This window comes from Micromonospora sp. NPDC005206, assembly GCF_040608175.1.
Taxonomy (GTDB): domain Bacteria; phylum Actinomycetota; class Actinomycetes; order Mycobacteriales; family Micromonosporaceae; genus Micromonospora.
The window spans coordinates 1-15517 of the sequence record NZ_JBEXHU010000007.1 but is presented as its reverse complement, the minus strand read 5'-3'; the positions used below and the strand labels follow the sequence as shown (position 1 = coordinate 15517).

Genomic DNA, 15517 nt, shown 5'->3' with positions numbered 1-15517 from the left:
GTTCGTCCCCTGGTCAGGGTCGGGTCGGCCAGGCGTCGGCCGGTGCCGCGCGCGGCGGCCCGCCGACCAGTTCGGCGAGCCGGCCCAACCGGCGCCGGCCCGTGATCCGGTACCCCGGGCCGCCCTCGTCCGGGCCGAGCAACGTGCCGGCGAGCCCGGCGGTGGCGAGCGCCGTGCCGACCGGGTCCCAGCACTCCTGGTCACCGGCGCCGAGCCGTAGCAGGAAGCTGTCGGGTGGCTCCGGCGTCCCGGCGGCGGCGAGCCACAGCCGCAGCCGCCGGCCGGTCAGGTGCAAGGTGGCCGGCGGACGTTTCGCCGGGCCGTGCAGCCACGCGACCGCGAGCGGCTTCAGGACCCGGGTGTACGAGGTACGGACGGCGTGTCGCGCGTCCCCGGTCGGCTCCCAGCTCGCCGCCAACCCGCGCAGCGCCAGCTCCGCGACCAGCACGTGCACCCGCCAGGCGGCGTCCACGTGCACCGAGAGGCGGGCGGTGCCGCCCATCCGCACCATCTCGCCCGGCCCGGCGAGCAGTCCGGCCAGGTCAGCGACCGTCGGTTCGGCCGCCTCCGCGCCGAAGAAGACCAGTTGATGTCCCGCGTCGTCGGTCTGCGCCGGCCCGGAGGACGGCCCGCTCGACCCGTGCCGGGTCGGCCCGCTCCGCCGTCGCGTCGCCTCGGAAGCCGACGGGTCGGGCTCGGGTGCCGGGAACAGCGCCGGGGGCGGCTGCGCCGCTCCGGTGTCGCCGAGCCCGCTCAGCGACACTCCGGCACCTCGTCGAAGGCTTGTTTCAGCTCCTCGGAGTTGAGCCGGCTGGTGTCCAGCGCGCTGGCGTCGTACTCCTTGTTGAGGGTGTCCACCGCGGCCCGCACGCCGTCGTAGAAGACGGTCGGCTCGCCGGTGCCCAACTTGTCGATGGTGTCGCGGGCCCGCCCGTAGGCGTCCCGCATCTTCCCCAGGGAACTGCGGAAACCGGCCGAGATGGCCTCACCGTTGTCCGTCTCCGGGATGCCGGCCTGCTCCACCTTGCGGCGCGCGGTCTCGCTGGCCTGCTCCGCCCCACCGAAGAGCCGCACCAGGTTCTCCTTGGCCTGCGCCGGCGTGGTCTGCGCGGTCATCTGCTCATCCGTGCTGCTGGTCAACTTGCTGATCTCGGAGCGCCACGGGGTGAGCGCGCCGCAGACCGTCGCCGCCCAGGCCCGTGGGCTGGGACCGCCACCGCAGCCGGCGAGGACAACGACGAGCGTGGCCAGGACCACCGTGAGCTTTCCGGCGGCAGACGCCTGGCACGTACGCATGCGTTGCAGCGTACGACCTCCGCCCAGGCGTGGCACCGGTCAGACGGCCCCGGAGGAGGAACCGACGGTCCCCGGCCGGCGTGGCACGCCGACCGGGGACCCGGTGCCGAGGATGGTCAGGCGTTGACCGTCTCCGGCCGGTGGTCCGTGCTGCCCGCACCGGTGTCGGAGTCGTCCATCGCGATGCCCTTGCGCTTGCTGAACACCACCGACGCCACGATGATCAGCGCGGCCACCACCGCGATGGCCACCCGCACGGGGGTGTTCCGGTCGTCGCCGATGCTGAACGCCACCACGGCCGGCGCGATCAGCAGCGAGACCAGGTTCATCACCTTGAGCAGCGGGTTGATGGCCGGGCCGGCGGTGTCCTTGAACGGGTCACCGACGGTGTCGCCGATGACGGTCGCGGAGTGCGCCTCGGAGCCCTTGCCCCCGTACGCGCCGTCCTCCACCAGCTTCTTGGCGTTGTCCCAGGCGCCACCGGAGTTGGCCAGGAAGACCGCCATCAGCGTGCCGGCCCCGATCGCCCCGGCCAGGTAGGCCGCGAGCGCGCCGGGCCCGAGGCCGAAGCCGACCGCGATCGGCGCCAGGATGGCGAGCAGGCCGGGGGTCATCAGCTCGCGCTGCGCGTCCCGGGTGCAGATGTCCACGACCTTGCCGTACTCCGGGCGCTGGGTGCGGTCCATGATGCCGGGCAGCTCACGGAACTGCCGGCGGACCTCCATCACCACGGCACCGGCCGAGCGGGACACCGCGTTGATGGCCAGCCCGGAGAAGAGGAACACCACCGCCGCACCGATGATCAGGCCGACCAGGTTGCGCGGGTTGGCCACGTTCAGCGAGTTGAGGATCTCCGTCCCGACGTCGCCCACGCCAGCCGTCGCGTACGCGCTGCGGAGCGAGTCGGTGTACGAGCCGAACAGCGCGGTCGCGGCGAGCACCGCCGTGGCGATCGCGATGCCCTTGGTGATCGCCTTGGTGGTGTTGCCGACCGCGTCCAGCTCGGTGAGCGTCCGGGCGCCGTGCTCGTCGATGTCACCGGACATCTCGGCGATGCCCTGGGCGTTGTCGGAGATCGGCCCGAAGGTGTCCATGGCGACGATCACGCCGACCGTGGTGAGCAGGCCGGTGCCGGCCAGCGCCACCGCGAACAGCGACAGGGTGATGGAGCTGCCGCCGAGCAGGAACGCGCCGAAGACGCCGGCACCGATCAGCAGCGCCGAGTAGACCGCCGACTCCAGGCCGATGCTGATGCCGGCCAGGATCACGGTGGCCGCGCCGGTCTGCGAGCTCTTGCCGATGTCCTGCACCGGGCGCCGGTTGGTCTCGGTGAAGTAGCCGGTCAGTGCCTGGATCGCGGCGGCCAGCACGATGCCGATCACCACGGCGCCAATGGCCACCAGCCGCGGGTTGCCGCCCGCGTCGGTGAGCCCGCTGTCGAACTCGCCGAAGGTCGCCGGGAGGTACGCGTAGGCGGCGATCGCCACCAGCACCGCGGAGAGCACCGCGGAGAGGTAGAACGCCCGGTTGATCGCGGTCAGGGCGTTGCGATCGGACGCGCGCAGCCGGGTGATGAAGACGCCGACGATCGCGACCAGCACGCCGATGGTGGAGATGATCAGCGGGAAGACCAGGCCATCCTCGCCGAACGCGGCCCGACCGAGGATCAGCGCGGCGACCAGCGTCACCGCGTACGACTCGAACAGGTCGGCGGCCATGCCGGCGCAGTCACCGACGTTGTCGCCCACGTTGTCGGCGATGGTGGCGGCGTTGCGCGGGTCGTCCTCGGGGATGCCCTGCTCGACCTTGCCGACCAGGTCGGCGCCGACGTCGGCCGCCTTGGTGAAGATGCCGCCGCCGACCCGCATGAACATCGCGAGCAGCGCGGCGCCGAAGCCGAAGCCCTCCAGCACGGTCGGTGCGTCGCCCCGGTAGACCAGGACGACCAGCGCGGCGCCGAACAGGCCGAGACCGACGGTGAGGAAGCCCACCACGCCGCCGGTGCGGAAGGCGATCTTCATGGCCGCCTCGCGGCCACCCTCTCGCTCCCGGGCGGCGGCGGCCACGCGCAGGTTGGCGCGGGTGGCCAGCCACATGCCGGCACCACCGATGGACGCGCTGAACAGGGCGCCCACCACGAAGAAGAGCGAGCGGCCGAACTTCACGGCGGTCTCGCTGCCGTCGGTGTCGTGCACCGGCAGCAGGAAGAGCAGCACCACGGCGATGACAACGAAGATCGCCAGAGTGCGGAATTGGCGGAGCAGGTAGGCGGAAGCGCCCTCCTGGACCGCCCCCGAGATCTCCTGCATGTTGGTGGTGCCCTTGCCGGCTGCCAGCACCGCCTTTGTCAGGGCGGCGGCGAAGACGAGCGCCACCAGCGCGATTACCGCGGCGATGACGACGTACGTGACATTGCTTCCGGTTAGGGACAGCCCGCCGGCGTCGGCGGCCAAGGTCTCGGACATCTGTGTCCTCCTGTTACCGAACACTCGCGCCGGTGAGTGGAGACGCACCGACCGGCGCCTGAACGCGGACTCGCAAGCGCGCGCCAACCCACCCCAGCGGACCAGCGATGACCACCCATTCCCGCTGGCTGCGGGATGGATCACTTGCTGACAACCCGGGTACTGTAGCCCTCCGGAGTGTTGGAGGTCACACCGAGGTGGCACCATGTCTCGATGATCTTCGTCGCTGTGTTATGAAACGAAATCTGATATAGGGCCCGGCCCATGGCAAAAAGGCCGCACCCCGGCGGGGATGCGGCCTGTATGGAACAGAACAGAACGAACGGGTCAGCGGCCGACCGGCCACACCATCCGCACCTCGGTGCCGACGCCATCGTCGACCGGACGCACCTGAAGGTCCTCGACGAAGCCGGCGAGCAGGGCGAAACCAACTCCGGTGGTCAGCGCCTCATCGGTGAGCGACTCGTTGGCCAGCTCGTCCGGCGGCAGCGCGGCCAGCCCGATGCCGGCCTCGATCGGCGCCCGGTCCACCACCCGCACCGCGTACGACCCGGCGTCCGACATCTCCACCAGCACCGGGTCGGCCAGGCCGTACTGGCGGTGCAGGGCCACCGCCCGGGTGCACGCCTCGCCGATGGCCAGGCGCACCTCGTCCAGCAGATCCTCGCGGACCCCCGCGCGCCGGGCGACGGCGACACCGACCAGCCGGGCGGTACGTACGTGCACCGGCGCCGGGGAGAAGGAGAGCTTGACTGTCGCCATCACGCGCTGGCACCGGTCGGTTCCGCGCCTACCGCCGCGTCGACCGAGGGGTACAGCGGGAACACCTGGTCCAGCGCGGTGATCCGGAAGATCTTGAGCAGCGGCTCCTTGTCGCAGACCAGGGCGAACGAGCCACCGGCCGTGCGGAGCCGCTTGAGCGCGCCGACCAGCACGCCCAGCCCGGTCGAGTCGAGGAAGTCCACCCGACCGAGGTCGACCACCACGTGCCGGGCGCCGCCGTCGATCAGTTCGAGGAGCCGTTCGCGGAGCCGGGGCGCGGTGTAGACGTCCACCTCACCGCCGACCTCGAGCACCGTGTGCTCGCCCACGGTGCGGGTCGCCAGCGACAGCTCCATCGGTCCTCCTCGCCAGAGCCGTAAACTCTCCTGGGCATCTAACCACTACCGCTGGGCCACCCTGCGGTCACCAACGGAAGCTCCCCCTTACCCCCCGGCCCGACTTTTCATCTCCGAACACCAGTGCGAGAGTGCAGGGCGTGTCGTCCGCAGCCACCGTATCCGCAGATCCCGGCCCCGAGCCATCGCCGGTCGACCTGCTGCGCCGGCTGCGCGCCCGAAGCGCCGGTGACCCGGTCACCCACGTCGAACGGGTGCCGGCCCGCGCCGGAGTGCCCGCACCGTGGCCGCCGTGGGCGCCCGTGGAGCTGCGCGAGGCGTTCGCCCGCCGCGGCGTGGTCGCGCCCTGGCGGCACCAGGCCGAGGCGGCCACCCTGGCGTACGACGGCGGCCACGTCGTGGTCGCCACCGGCACCGCGTCCGGCAAGTCCCTGGCGTACCAGCTCCCATCGCTGGCCACGCTGCTCGCCGACCCCCGGGCCACCGTGCTGTACCTGGCGCCGACCAAGGCGCTCGCCGCCGACCAGCTGCGGGCCGTGGCCGGGCTGGAACTGGAGGGCGTACGCCCGGCCTGCTACGACGGGGACACTCCGCGCGCCGAGCGGGAGTGGATTCGCCGGCACTCCCGGTTCGTGCTGACCAACCCGGACATGCTGCACCACGGCATCCTGCCCGGGCACGCCCAGTGGTCGGGCTTCCTGCGCCGGCTGGCGTACGTGGTGATCGACGAGTGCCACACCTACCGGGGGGTGTTCGGCTCGCACGTCGCGCACGTGCTGCGCCGGCTGCGCCGGCAGTGCGCCCGGTTCGGGGCCACCCCGGTGTTCGTGCTCGCCTCGGCGACCTCCGGCGACCCGGCGACCGCGGCCGGACGGCTGACCGGCCTGCCGGTGACGGCGGTCACCGAGGACGCCTCGCCGCGCGGCGGGGTGACCTTCGCACTCTGGGAGCCGCCGCTGCTGCCACCCGACTCGTCGGCGACCTCGTCCCCGGCGCCCGCCCAGGCGGCGGGCGGGCACGACGACGTGCCGGACCTCATCCAGGTCCGCCGGTCGGCGCTGCGGGAGACCGCGGACCTGCTCGCCGACACGGTCGCCGAGGGGGTACGCACGCTCGCGTTCGTCCGGTCCCGCAAGGGCGCCGAAGTGGTGGCCGCCAGTGCGCGCCGGTCGTTGGACGAGGCGGTGCCGGGGCTCGGCAAGCGGGTGGCCGCCTACCGGGGTGGCTACCTGCGTGAGGAGCGGCGTGAGTTGGAGCGGGCGCTGCTGCACGGTGACCTGCTGGGCCTGGCCTCCACCAACGCGCTCGAACTGGGCGTGGACCTGATCGGCCTGGACGCGGTGCTGATCTGCGGGTATCCGGGCACCCGGGCGTCGCTCTGGCAGCAGGCCGGCCGCGCCGGGCGCTCCGGGCAGGAGGCCCTGGCTGTGCTGGTGGCCCGGGACGATCCACTGGACACCTATCTGGTCCACCACCCGGAGGCGATCTTCGGTGCGCCGGTGGAGGCGACGGTGCTCGACCCGGCCAACCCGTACGTGCTGGCCCCGCAGCTCGCCTGCGCCGCGGCCGAGGCCCCGCTGACCCCGGCCGACCTGACACTCTTCGGTGACGGGGCGAAGGAGGCGATCGACGAGCTGGTGACGGCCGGGGCGCTGCGGCAACGGCCCACCGGCTGGTACTGGCGGCACCGGGAGCGCCCCGAGGTGGACCTGCGCGGCCAGGGCGGCGCCCCGGTCTGCGTGGTGGAGTCGGCCACCGGCCGGCTGCTGGGCACGGTCGACGGCGGCTCCTCGCACTTCCTGCTCCACCCCGGCGCGGTCTACCTGCACCAGGGCGTCTCGTACGTGGTGGACGACCTCGACCTCGCCGACGGCTGCGCGCTGGTGCACGTGGAGGAGCCGGACTGGTCCACTCACGCCCGGGACGTCACCGACCTGTCCGTGGTGTCGGTGCGCTCCTACGTGGACGCCGGGCCGGTCGGCATGTTCCTCGGCGAGGTGGACGTGACCAGCCAGGTGGTGTCGTACCAGCGACGCCGGATCGCCACCGGTGAGGTGATCGACACCCGGCCGCTCGACCTGCCCACCCGGGAGCTGCGCACGGTGGCGGTCTGGTTCACCCTGTCGCCGCAGTCACTGGCCGCAGCCGGTGTGCAGGCCCCGGACGTGCCGGGTGCGCTGCACGCCGCCGAGCACGCCGCGATCGGCCTGCTGCCGCTGATGGCCACCTGCGACCGGTGGGACATCGGCGGGCTCTCCACGGCGGTGCACCCGGACACCGAGGCGCCGACCGTCTTCGTCTACGACGGACACCCCGGCGGTGCGGGCTTCGCCGAGCGGGCGTACGGGACAGCGTCGGCGTGGCTGCGGGCCACCCGGGACGCGATCGCGGAGTGCGGCTGCGAGACGGGTTGCCCGTCCTGCGTGCAGTCGCCGAAGTGCGGCAACGGCAACAACCCGCTCTCCAAGCCGGACGCGATCCGGGTGCTCGACGTGGTGCTGGCGAACCTGCCCGCCTGAACCACCTTGCATGATCCCGAGCCGGACGGGGCACAATGATGGGAGCGCTTCCATCGATGCCTGCCTTTTCTGCCCGTCCCGTGCCCAAGGAGGAGCCGTGGCCGACACCATCGCCGAGACCGTCGACCTGCTCTACACCATCGACCAGGAGAAACTCACCCTCGACCAGCAGATCGCGCTCGGATCCGCACTGGCCGCCCTGGCCCAGGCAGAACGGCTGGAGCAGATCAACGAGCGGCTGCAGGGCATCCACCAGGTTCTCAACGGCTGGGCGCTGCGCGTCACCGTCGACGGCCGCTGACCTCTGCAGGGACGGCCGCACGGTCACGGGTGGGAGCGCCGGGACGCGGGCCGGCGGCGGTCGCCGGGCTGTGCGAGACTCCGGCGCACAATCCCCCTGAGGAGACCAGATGCAGCTCGACAACTTGCAGACCCTGCAGCAGTTCCACATCCGCCAGCGGCTGCGGATGATGGTCAACCAGTACGAGGTCCGGGCGGTCTCGCCGGACGGCACCGAGGGTGAACTGCTGGCCTTCGCGCAGCAGAAGCGGCTCGCCTTCAAGGAGCAGGTGACGATCTACACCGACGACTCCAAGCAGCAGCCCCTGCTCGGCTTCAAGGCCCGCCAGCGCCTCGACCTGGGCGCCACGTACGACGTGACCGACGCGGCCGGCAACCCGATCGGCCTGTTCCGCAAGGACTTCGCCCAGTCGCTGCTCCGTTCCACCTGGCACGTCGAGCAGAACGGCCTGCCGCAGGTGACGGGCCAGGAGCGCAGCATGCCGGTGGCGCTGCTGCGCCGGTTCGTCGACTCGCTGTCCTGGCTGCCGTACCACTTCGACTTCACCGCCGGCGGCCAGCCCGTCTTCTCGGTCGTGAAGAAGTGGGGCCTGCGCGACAAGTACATCGTCGAGGTACAGAACCCGCAGATCGACCGCCGCCTGGTCATCGCCATGGCCGTCGCTCTCGACGCGCTCCAGTCCCGCTGACCCACCCCGGCTCACCGAGCCACCCATCTTCTCGCCCGCTGGCCGGGACACGGGCCCGTCGGCCCACGTCCCGGCCAGCCGGCTGTCGGGCCGCCTGCTGTTCTGCGGCGCCTCTGGACCTGATGTCGTAGACGCATCGCGGCTGATGCCGTCGATGGGTGCGGGCCGCGCATCGTTCAACCGCGCACCGGGCCCGCGCGGGCCGTTGACGCCACTACCCGGGTCAGGCCGGGCAGCGGCGTGATCGCCACCTGGACGGTCACCAGCACATCCAGCCCGTCGGTACGACAGTCGACCAGCCGGCCACCGTTGCGACCAGCGATGTCCGCAGCGGACGCACACGCCGCCGCGTCGCCGTCGAGCGCCCTGGCCGCCCCGGCCAGCGCACCCAGGTCGGCCGCCACCGCCGCCCGTTGCGCCGCCATTCCGGCCGCGGCGACGGCGGCGCCGAATGTCCCCACCAGCACGAACACCAGACCCATCGCGAGCAGGAGCACGGTTGCCCCGCCTCGCTCAGCCTCCGTCCGCTCCGCATCGGGCGTGTGCCCGGGCGGGTATGCAGTCTCCGTCCGCTCCGCGTCGGGCCTGTCCCCGGGCGGGCATGCAGTCTCCGTCCGCTCGGCGTCGAGCCTCTCCCGGTGCGGACATTCGGTTTCCGGTGGCTCGGTGTGCGGTCGCTCGGTTTCCGGTGGCTCGGTGTGCGGTCGCTCGGGGTGCGGTCGCTCGGGGTGCGGTCGTTCATGGCGGAGGTGCGCCCGGCCCGGCCCGGTCTGCTGCTTCGGCATGCCTGGGCATTGGTTCATCGGCTGCCCTCGGTGGCCCCGGGTTCCACGGCCGCGACGGCGGTAGCGACCACGGTGATCCGCGGGAGGCGACCGCCCAACGCGCGTACGGGCGCCCGGACCGTCGCCTGCGCCCGGTCGCCGTCGACCGACACCGACACCTCCGCCCCCGGCGGCGCCGCGCGCAGGCCGCCGGCACTGCCGTCCGCGCCCCGGGCGGCGGCCAGCGCCGCCTCCCGGGCCGCGTGCAGGCAACTCGCCCGGGTGCTGACCGCGTTGACCGCGGCCAGGCCGGTGAGCAGGAGCAGGAGCAGCGCCGGCAGGCCGGCCGCCAGTTCGGCGGTGAAGGACCCCCGGTCCCCACCGGCTGCCCGGTCGACGAAGCGGAATCTCCGTCCGCCGCCGGCCGCCCACCCGGTGGTGCCGGACCCCCGACAGCGGCCGGTCTGCCGGCGCCCGATCACTTGAGCGCCCGGTCGATCACGGCGGTCAACGCCGACTGGACGTTGCCGGAGGTCAACACCTTCAACAGGATCCCCGCGAAGGCGACGGCGGCGAGAGTGCCGACGGCGTACTCGGCGGTGTTCATCCCGGCGTCGCCGTGCAGGCGGGCCATGAACCAGTCGTTGCACACGACGGTCATCGGGCCCACCGGCAAGCCGGTGGAGATGCAGATCCGCACGTACGCGATGCACCGCACCGCCGAGTTCGGCATCGCCGCGCACTGGAAGTACAAGGAGCACAAGGGCACCCAGATCGTCGGCCCGCCGGCGCACATCGACGAGATGACCTGGCTGCGGCAACTGCTGGACTGGCAGCGCGAGGCGGCCGACCCGAGCGAGTTCCTGGACGCGCTGCGCTTCGACCTGTCCAGCCAGGAGGTGTACGTCTTCACCCCGAAGGGTGACGTCATCCCCCTGCCGACCGGGTCGACGCCGGTGGACTTCGCCTACGCGGTGCACACCGAAGTCGGGCACAAATGCATCGGGACGCGGGTCAACGGCAAGCTGGTGCCCCTGGAATCCACGCTCTCCAACGGCGACGTGATCCAGATCGTCACCTCGAAGTCCGACACGGCCGGCCCGACCCAGGACTGGCTCGGCTTCGTCAAGAGCCCACGTGCCCGCACCAAGATCCGGCAGTACTTCAACAAGGAGCGCCGCGAGGAGGCGATCGAGGCCGGCAAGGACGGAATCGTCAAGGCCATGCGCAAGCAGGGCATGCCCCTGCAACGGATGCTCACCTCCGACGCGCTGATGTCGATCGCCCGGGACCTGCACCTAGCCGACGTGGCCTCGCTCTACGCGGCGGTCGGCGACAACCAGGTCTCGGCGCAGTCGGTGGTGCAGAAGCTGATGACCACCTACGGCGGCGAGGAGGGCGCGGCGGAGGACATCGCCGAGACCACCGTCGCCACCGAGCCGCCGCGCAACCGGGCCTCCAGTCACGACCCGGGTGTCGTGGTCCGCGGGGTCAGCGACGTCTGGATCAAGCTGGCCCGCTGCTGCACCCCCGTTCCGCCGGATTCGGTCTTCGGCTTCGTCACCCGGTCCGGCGGGGTCAGCGTGCACCGGGACAACTGCCCCAACGCCGAGGACCTCAAGGCCCAGCCCGAGCGGCTTCGCGAGGTGACCTGGAAACTCACCTCCTCGTCAAACTTCGTGGTGGCGATTCAGGTCGAGGCCCTCGACCGGCGCGGGCTACTTGTCGATACCGCGCGGGTGCTGTTCGACGAGCAGGTCAATGTCCTCTCCGCCACCGTCACCATCACCCGCGACCGGGTGGCAGTGAGCCGATTCAGCTTTGAGATCGCCGACCCAAAGCACCTGGGGCACCTGCTGGCCGCGGTCCGCAGGATCGACGGCGTCTTCGACGCCTACCGAACAACCGCATAGTTAGGCTGACCGGTGCCGGACTACGGGGCTACGCCGTCGGGGGATCGTAGGACTGGGGCGAATAGGGACGTAGCGAATACCGCCCGCCACCAAGGGCCCGGCCGGACATGTCGGTGTACGACGTGCCGCTGCTGCTCGGCGAGGAGGAGGGCTATTTCGGCGAGTCGTAGCAGGCCTGCGGTCGCGGGGCGACTCTCGCCAATCGCGAGGTGCAGGATCGCCTGGCATGACGCCGGCCACCTGGCCTGGCGACCCGCCCGCGTAGGCTGTCCTCCGGGGCCGTGGCGGCTCGCCCCGCATGACAGGGTGGCCGAGAAGGTGTGACGTTGAGCGACAACTTGGAGCAGTTAGGTCCAACAGGCTTCCAAGACCTTGCGGCCAGCCTAGCGGTCGCTTTCTTCGGGCCAGGTGTCCAGGTGATGGGCGCGGGCCGGGACGGCGGGCGGGACCTGTACCACCGGGGTTCGCTCATCTGGAAGCCGACGGAGGATCAGCCTGCCGAGGTGTGGGAGGGATACACCGTCCTGCAGGTGAAGCACCGGGCGACCCCCTCCGCCAACCACCAGGAGAACGCGGCCTGGCTGTGGGGGCAGGTCCGCGGCGAGCTCGATGACTGGGCCAACCCCTACGGAGATCGCAATCCGGTTCCCGACTTCCTGATCATCATCACGAACGTGATGCTCACGCCGTTCCCCCAGGTCGGCGGCCATGATCTTCTCAACGACAACATCAAGAGCTACCTAGAGCGCCTTGCCGACAAAACTCGGGAGGTCGACCCCGAAGCCGCAGAGGAGCGGAGGGCGCGCCTGGCCAGGCTGAAGCGCATCAAGAAGGTGCGTATCTGGGATGGCAACCAGATCCAGGCCTTGCTCAAGGTGCACCCGGGCATCCGCAACGCGTTTCCGGGGTTCCTCACCGCCGGCGACGTCTTCGCCGCGTTGGCACAGTTCACCGACACCATACCGCTGAAGGACCTCGAAGAAGGGCTCCGGGAGCACGCCAAGACCACGCTCATGGGCGAGGGTTTCATCTACTTCGACGAGGCGGGCAGCGGTGACGGCCAGGGGATCCCCGTCCACGACGTCGCCATCGACCTGCCCATCACCTTCGCCGCCGGCACGCGGCGTACGAGCGTAGTGAAGTACGTGCTCGACCGCGCCGAACATGTCCTCGCTCCCGGCGTCACCACCCAGGAGGCGCCCCGGCACATGATCGTCACCGGCGCGCCCGGCAACGGCAAGACGACGATCTCCAAGTTCCTCGTCCAGGTGTTCCGCGCGGCCATGCTCGAACGCGCCGAAGACCTCAGCGACGGGCACCGCGACGTCATCAAGGGCACCGCGGCAGCCCTGAAGCGCTTCGGCCGTGAGCTGCCGAAGAACCGCCGCTGGCCGATGCGCATCGACCTGGCCTTGTACGCCCAGGAAGGAGGGCTCAGCGACGACTCGACTCTGCTGCGGTGGATCGCCCACAAGGTTTCGCGCCGCTCCGACATGGGAGAGGTGAAGCCGTGGGCGCTGAGAACCTGGATGCAGAGGTGGCCCTGGCTGCTCGTCCTGGACGGCTTGGACGAAGTCACCGAACCGGCTGTGCGCAAGCGCCTGATCGAGCGAGTCACCGAGTTCGTCAACATCGCTGAGGCCGACAAATGCGACGTGCTGGTTGTCCTCACCACTCGCCCGGTCGGTTACACCGAGAACATCGCGCCCGCGCACTTCGAGCGGATCGACCTGGACTTCCTCGAACTCGCCGAGGCCGTCCGCTACGGCGAGCTTGCGACGAAGGTCCGCCTCCGCACGGACCTCGATCGCATCGAAAGAGTGCTCACACGCCTGCAGAAGGCCGCGGACGACGAGGCGCTGCAACACCTGCTGCGGACCCCGCTCCAAGTCTTGATCTTGACCATCATCATCGATGGCGCCGGACAGCTGGCCCCGAGCCGGCTGGCTCGGGTGGTGGCGAAATGCACTCGGCCCGGGCGCCTGATCCGGCCGTGCCGCGGCGGTTCACTGGCTGGGTCGCCAGCGTCGAGCCGGCCAGGGCATCGCCAGACGTCGACGTTGCGTTCGGCTAGTCCCATCAGTATCTGCGGCGAGATCTGCGGCGAGGTGAGCACTCATGTGTGGTGGACGACGCGGTGCGACGGCGCCGCTGCGGCCGCGTCCAGTCGGGTTGCCGCCAGGATTGACGCAGGAGGTCAGAGTGTCAGGATAATTTTTCCTTTGGTACGGCCGGTTTGGCCGATCTCGTGGGCCTTGGCGACCTGTTCGAGGGGCAGTACTGTGTCCACCTCGACGCGGAGCTGCCCCGTGCCGACCAGGTTGGCGAGGGACGTGAGCCCGGCAGCGTCCGGCTCGACGATCATGAATCGGGCGCGTTTGCCCTGCCGGGCTGCCTCCTCCTCCAGGTACGTCTCGGCCGGCGAGGCGAGGGCGACCAGGATGCCGCCCGGGCGCAGGGTCCGCAGCGAGCGCGGCCCGTACTCGCCGCCGATCGAGTCCATGACCACGTCGAGGTCGTGGAGGCGCTCGGCGAAGTCCGTCGTCGTGTAGTCGATGACCTCGTCGGCACCTAACCCACGGACGAACGCGTGCTTGGCGGCGCTCGCGGTGCCGATCACGTGTGCGCCGCGCGCCTTGGCGATCTGCACGGCGAGGTGGCCGACGCCGCCCGCGGCCGCGTGAACCAGTACGCGCTGGCCCGGCTGGACGTCGGCGACATCGACCAGGGCCTGCCACGCGGTGAGCCCGGCGAGCCCCAGACCGGCCGCCTCGACGTGGGACAGCCCGGCGGGCTTGCGAGCGAGGTGCCGCGACGGTGCCGTGACGTACTCTGCGTAGGTGCCGGCCGCCCGCGGTAGCAGTGGCATGCCGAAGACCTCGTCACCGGGCCGGAACAGCGCGGCGCCGACACCGACGGCCTCGACCACGCCGGACAGGTCCCAGCCCAGCCGCACCGGTCGGCCGAGCAGGCCGCCGGTTGCGCGGTGCCAGAGGTCGGTCGGGTTGACCCCGACCGCGTGGACCCGGACGAGTACCTCCGCCGGGCCGGGCTCGGGGCGGTCGACCTCCATCAGCTTGAGGACCTCGGGGCCGCCGAACCGGTCCTGTTCGATCGCACGCATCGCATGCCTTTCTGTTCATCTTCGGTGTGTGCGATCCACCCTGCCGGAGCGGCGTTCGATGGTTCGAGTGGCCAGATCGCCAATATGTGGAAGGATCTGGCCATGCATCGCGTGGTCGTCTTGGCGCTCGACGGCGTGTACCCGTTTGAGCTGAGCATTCCGGTCCGCATCTTCGGTACCGCTGTCGGTCCCGACGGTGAGCCGCTGTACGAGGTCGTCACCTGCAGCGTCGACGGCGAACCAGTCGCCACCAGCGCGGACTTCACCGTGGCCGTCCAGCACGGCCCTGAGGTGATCGACACGGCCGACACACTGGTGTTGCCGCCCTTCGTGTGCGATCCGATCGGCGACCAGGACTGGCTGCCTGAGCCGGTCGCGGCGGCGCTGCGCCGGCTGCGGCCGGATGCGAGGATCGTGTCCATCTGCACAGCCTCGTACGTGCTGGCCGCCGCCGGGCTGCTTGACGGCCGGCCTGCCACCACGCACTGGAACAATGCGGAGCATTTCCAGCGTACGTTTCCGAATGTGAAGGTCGATGCCGACGTGCTGTTCATCGACGACGGACAGGTGCTCACCGCGGCCGGCGTGGCGTCCGGCGTGGACCTGTGTCTGCACCTCGTGCGCCGCGACCACGGCAGCGCCGTCGCCAACCGGGTGGCACGGCTGTGCGTCGTGCCGCCGTGGCGCGAGGGCGGCCAGGCGCAGTTCATCGACCGCCCGGTGCCCGAGCCGGCGACCACGACCACGTCCGAGACCCGGCAGTGGGCACTCGGACAGGTGCACCGGCCGATCACCCTCGCCGAGCTGGCCCGGCACGCCCGCATGAGCGTACGCACGTTCTCGCGCCGCTTCCGCGCCGAGGTCGGCATGACACCAGTGCAGTGGCTCGCGCGGCAGCGGGTCGAACACGCCCGCCGTCTGCTGGAGACCACCGACCTGCCGGTCGACCGGGTCGCCGCCGAGGCCGGCTTCGGCACCGCCGCGTCGCTGCGTCAGCACCTGACCGGCGCGATCGGGGTCTCGCCGACGGCGTACCGGCAGACCTTCCGCACCATGGTGTCGACGGCCCGCGCGTCGTGACGTCCGCTTCTGCCGCTGACCGTGCGTCCGGCACCGCCCTGTCGTGTCGAGAACAGCGCGTCCGATCTTGAGACGTGCAAAGACGTGCAAAGCTTCGTGGGTGACGATTTCCTCGGAAGTTCTAGCTTCTGCGGCGGCCGACCCGACCTCTCCTGCCTGGGACTTCATCTGGCAAGAGTCGTGTCATCAGGGCACCTGTGACCCAGCCAGCGCGGTCCTGCTGCCCTGGCTGGCGCAGACCGGCGCCGC

General features: G+C 71.0%; 13 protein-coding genes and 4 pseudogenes. 6 read left to right on the top strand and 11 right to left on the bottom strand.

The window, feature by feature from the left end; translation table 11 throughout:
* Nucleotides 1-13: 13 nt before the first annotated feature.
* The 5 genes from ABZU69_RS11845 to ABZU69_RS11825 form a co-directional block, all read right to left on the bottom strand.
* On the bottom strand, nt 14-763 hold the full coding sequence (locus ABZU69_RS11845; protein WP_354964353.1) for a hypothetical protein: 750 nt from the start codon (nt 761-763) through the stop codon (nt 14-16).
* On the bottom strand, nt 754-1296 hold the full coding sequence (locus tag ABZU69_RS11840; RefSeq protein ID WP_354964352.1) for a hypothetical protein: 543 nt from the start codon (nt 1294-1296) through the stop codon (nt 754-756). The genes ABZU69_RS11845 and ABZU69_RS11840 overlap by 10 nt, the downstream gene beginning before the upstream one ends.
* A 116-nt stretch (nt 1297-1412) precedes the next feature.
* On the bottom strand, nt 1413-3761 hold the full coding sequence (locus ABZU69_RS11835; protein WP_354964351.1) for a sodium-translocating pyrophosphatase: 2349 nt from the start codon (nt 3759-3761) through the stop codon (nt 1413-1415).
* A 327-nt stretch (nt 3762-4088) separates the two neighbouring features.
* Nucleotides 4089-4526: an ATP-binding protein gene (locus ABZU69_RS11830; RefSeq protein WP_354964350.1), complete on the bottom strand. Its 438-nt coding sequence runs from the start codon at nt 4524-4526 to the stop codon at nt 4089-4091.
* Entirely contained in the window at nt 4523-4879 is a 357-nt protein-coding gene (locus tag ABZU69_RS11825) for an STAS domain-containing protein (RefSeq protein WP_354964349.1), read from the bottom strand. Before ABZU69_RS11825 ends, ABZU69_RS11830 begins: the two co-directional genes overlap by 4 nt.
* A gap of 140 nt (nt 4880-5019) precedes the next feature.
* Between ABZU69_RS11825 and ABZU69_RS11820 the strand changes: the two genes are divergently transcribed.
* From ABZU69_RS11820 to ABZU69_RS11810, 3 genes are all read left to right on the top strand, one after another.
* Nucleotides 5020-7398 carry a DEAD/DEAH box helicase gene (locus ABZU69_RS11820; protein ID WP_354964348.1) on the top strand — a complete coding sequence of 793 codons (2379 nt, stop codon included), beginning with the start codon at nt 5020-5022 and terminating at the stop codon, nt 7396-7398.
* Nucleotides 7399-7495: 97 nt separating this feature from the next.
* The gene (locus tag ABZU69_RS11815) at nt 7496-7699 is read left to right on the top strand and encodes a hypothetical protein (protein WP_354964347.1); all 204 of its coding nucleotides are present in this window, start codon (nt 7496-7498) and stop codon (nt 7697-7699) included.
* A 109-nt stretch (nt 7700-7808) separates the two neighbouring features.
* Nucleotides 7809-8387 carry a hypothetical protein gene (locus ABZU69_RS11810; RefSeq protein WP_354964346.1) on the top strand — a complete coding sequence of 193 codons (579 nt, stop codon included), beginning with the start codon at nt 7809-7811 and terminating at the stop codon, nt 8385-8387.
* A gap of 176 nt (nt 8388-8563) precedes the next feature.
* On the opposite strand, the pseudogene ABZU69_RS11805 reads toward ABZU69_RS11810, so the two are convergent.
* The 3 genes and pseudogenes from ABZU69_RS11805 to ABZU69_RS11795 form a co-directional block, all read right to left on the bottom strand.
* Nucleotides 8564-8902 (bottom strand): annotated as a pseudogene (locus ABZU69_RS11805) (Rv3654c family TadE-like protein); the annotation flags it as partial.
* A gap of 284 nt (nt 8903-9186) precedes the next feature.
* Entirely contained in the window at nt 9187-9504 is a 318-nt protein-coding gene (locus tag ABZU69_RS11800) for a TadE family type IV pilus minor pilin (RefSeq protein WP_354964621.1), read from the bottom strand.
* 125 nt (nt 9505-9629) lie between these two features.
* On the bottom strand, nt 9630-9785 hold the full coding sequence (locus tag ABZU69_RS11795; RefSeq protein WP_354964345.1) for a DUF4244 domain-containing protein: 156 nt from the start codon (nt 9783-9785) through the stop codon (nt 9630-9632).
* A gap of 4 nt (nt 9786-9789) precedes the next feature.
* On the opposite strand from ABZU69_RS11795, the pseudogene ABZU69_RS11790 reads away from it, so the two are divergent.
* Nucleotides 9790-11064, top strand: a pseudogene (locus ABZU69_RS11790) (TGS domain-containing protein); the annotation flags it as partial.
* A gap of 740 nt (nt 11065-11804) precedes the next feature.
* Here the strand turns inward: ABZU69_RS11790 and ABZU69_RS11785 are convergent.
* Nucleotides 11805-12953 carry a hypothetical protein gene (locus ABZU69_RS11785; RefSeq protein ID WP_354964344.1) on the bottom strand — a complete coding sequence of 383 codons (1149 nt, stop codon included), beginning with the start codon at nt 12951-12953 and terminating at the stop codon, nt 11805-11807.
* Nucleotides 12954-13261: 308 nt separating this feature from the next.
* Nucleotides 13262-13672, bottom strand: a pseudogene (locus tag ABZU69_RS11780) (zinc-binding dehydrogenase); the annotation flags it as partial.
* Nucleotides 13673-13684: 12 nt separating this feature from the next.
* Between ABZU69_RS11780 and ABZU69_RS11775 the strand changes: the two are divergent.
* Entirely contained in the window at nt 13685-13924 is a 240-nt protein-coding gene (locus tag ABZU69_RS11775) for a hypothetical protein (RefSeq protein WP_354964638.1), read from the top strand.
* A 57-nt stretch (nt 13925-13981) separates the two neighbouring features.
* Here the strand turns inward: ABZU69_RS11775 and ABZU69_RS11770 are convergent.
* A pseudogene (locus ABZU69_RS11770) lies at nt 13982-14137 on the bottom strand (alcohol dehydrogenase catalytic domain-containing protein); the annotation flags it as partial.
* Between ABZU69_RS11770 and ABZU69_RS11765 the strand changes: the two are divergent.
* The gene (locus ABZU69_RS11765; protein ID WP_354964343.1) at nt 14084-15268 is read left to right on the top strand and encodes a helix-turn-helix domain-containing protein; all 1185 of its coding nucleotides are present in this window, start codon (nt 14084-14086) and stop codon (nt 15266-15268) included. The pseudogene ABZU69_RS11770 and the gene ABZU69_RS11765 sit on opposite strands and share 54 nt — an antisense overlap.
* Nucleotides 15269-15517 lie beyond the last annotated feature (249 nt).

Coding starts and splice junctions, on each gene's coding strand:
- ABZU69_RS11810 (WP_354964346.1), top strand. CDS start 7,809: ATGCAGCTCGACAACTTGCAGACCCTGCAGCAGTTCCACATCCGCCAG.
- ABZU69_RS11825 (WP_354964349.1), bottom strand. CDS start 4,879: ATGGAGCTGTCGCTGGCGACCCGCACCGTGGGCGAGCACACGGTGCTC.
- ABZU69_RS11840 (WP_354964352.1), bottom strand. CDS start 1,296: ATGCGTACGTGCCAGGCGTCTGCCGCCGGAAAGCTCACGGTGGTCCTG.
- ABZU69_RS11795 (WP_354964345.1), bottom strand. CDS start 9,785: ATGGCCCGCCTGCACGGCGACGCCGGGATGAACACCGCCGAGTACGCC.
- ABZU69_RS11835 (WP_354964351.1), bottom strand. CDS start 3,761: ATGTCCGAGACCTTGGCCGCCGACGCCGGCGGGCTGTCCCTAACCGGA.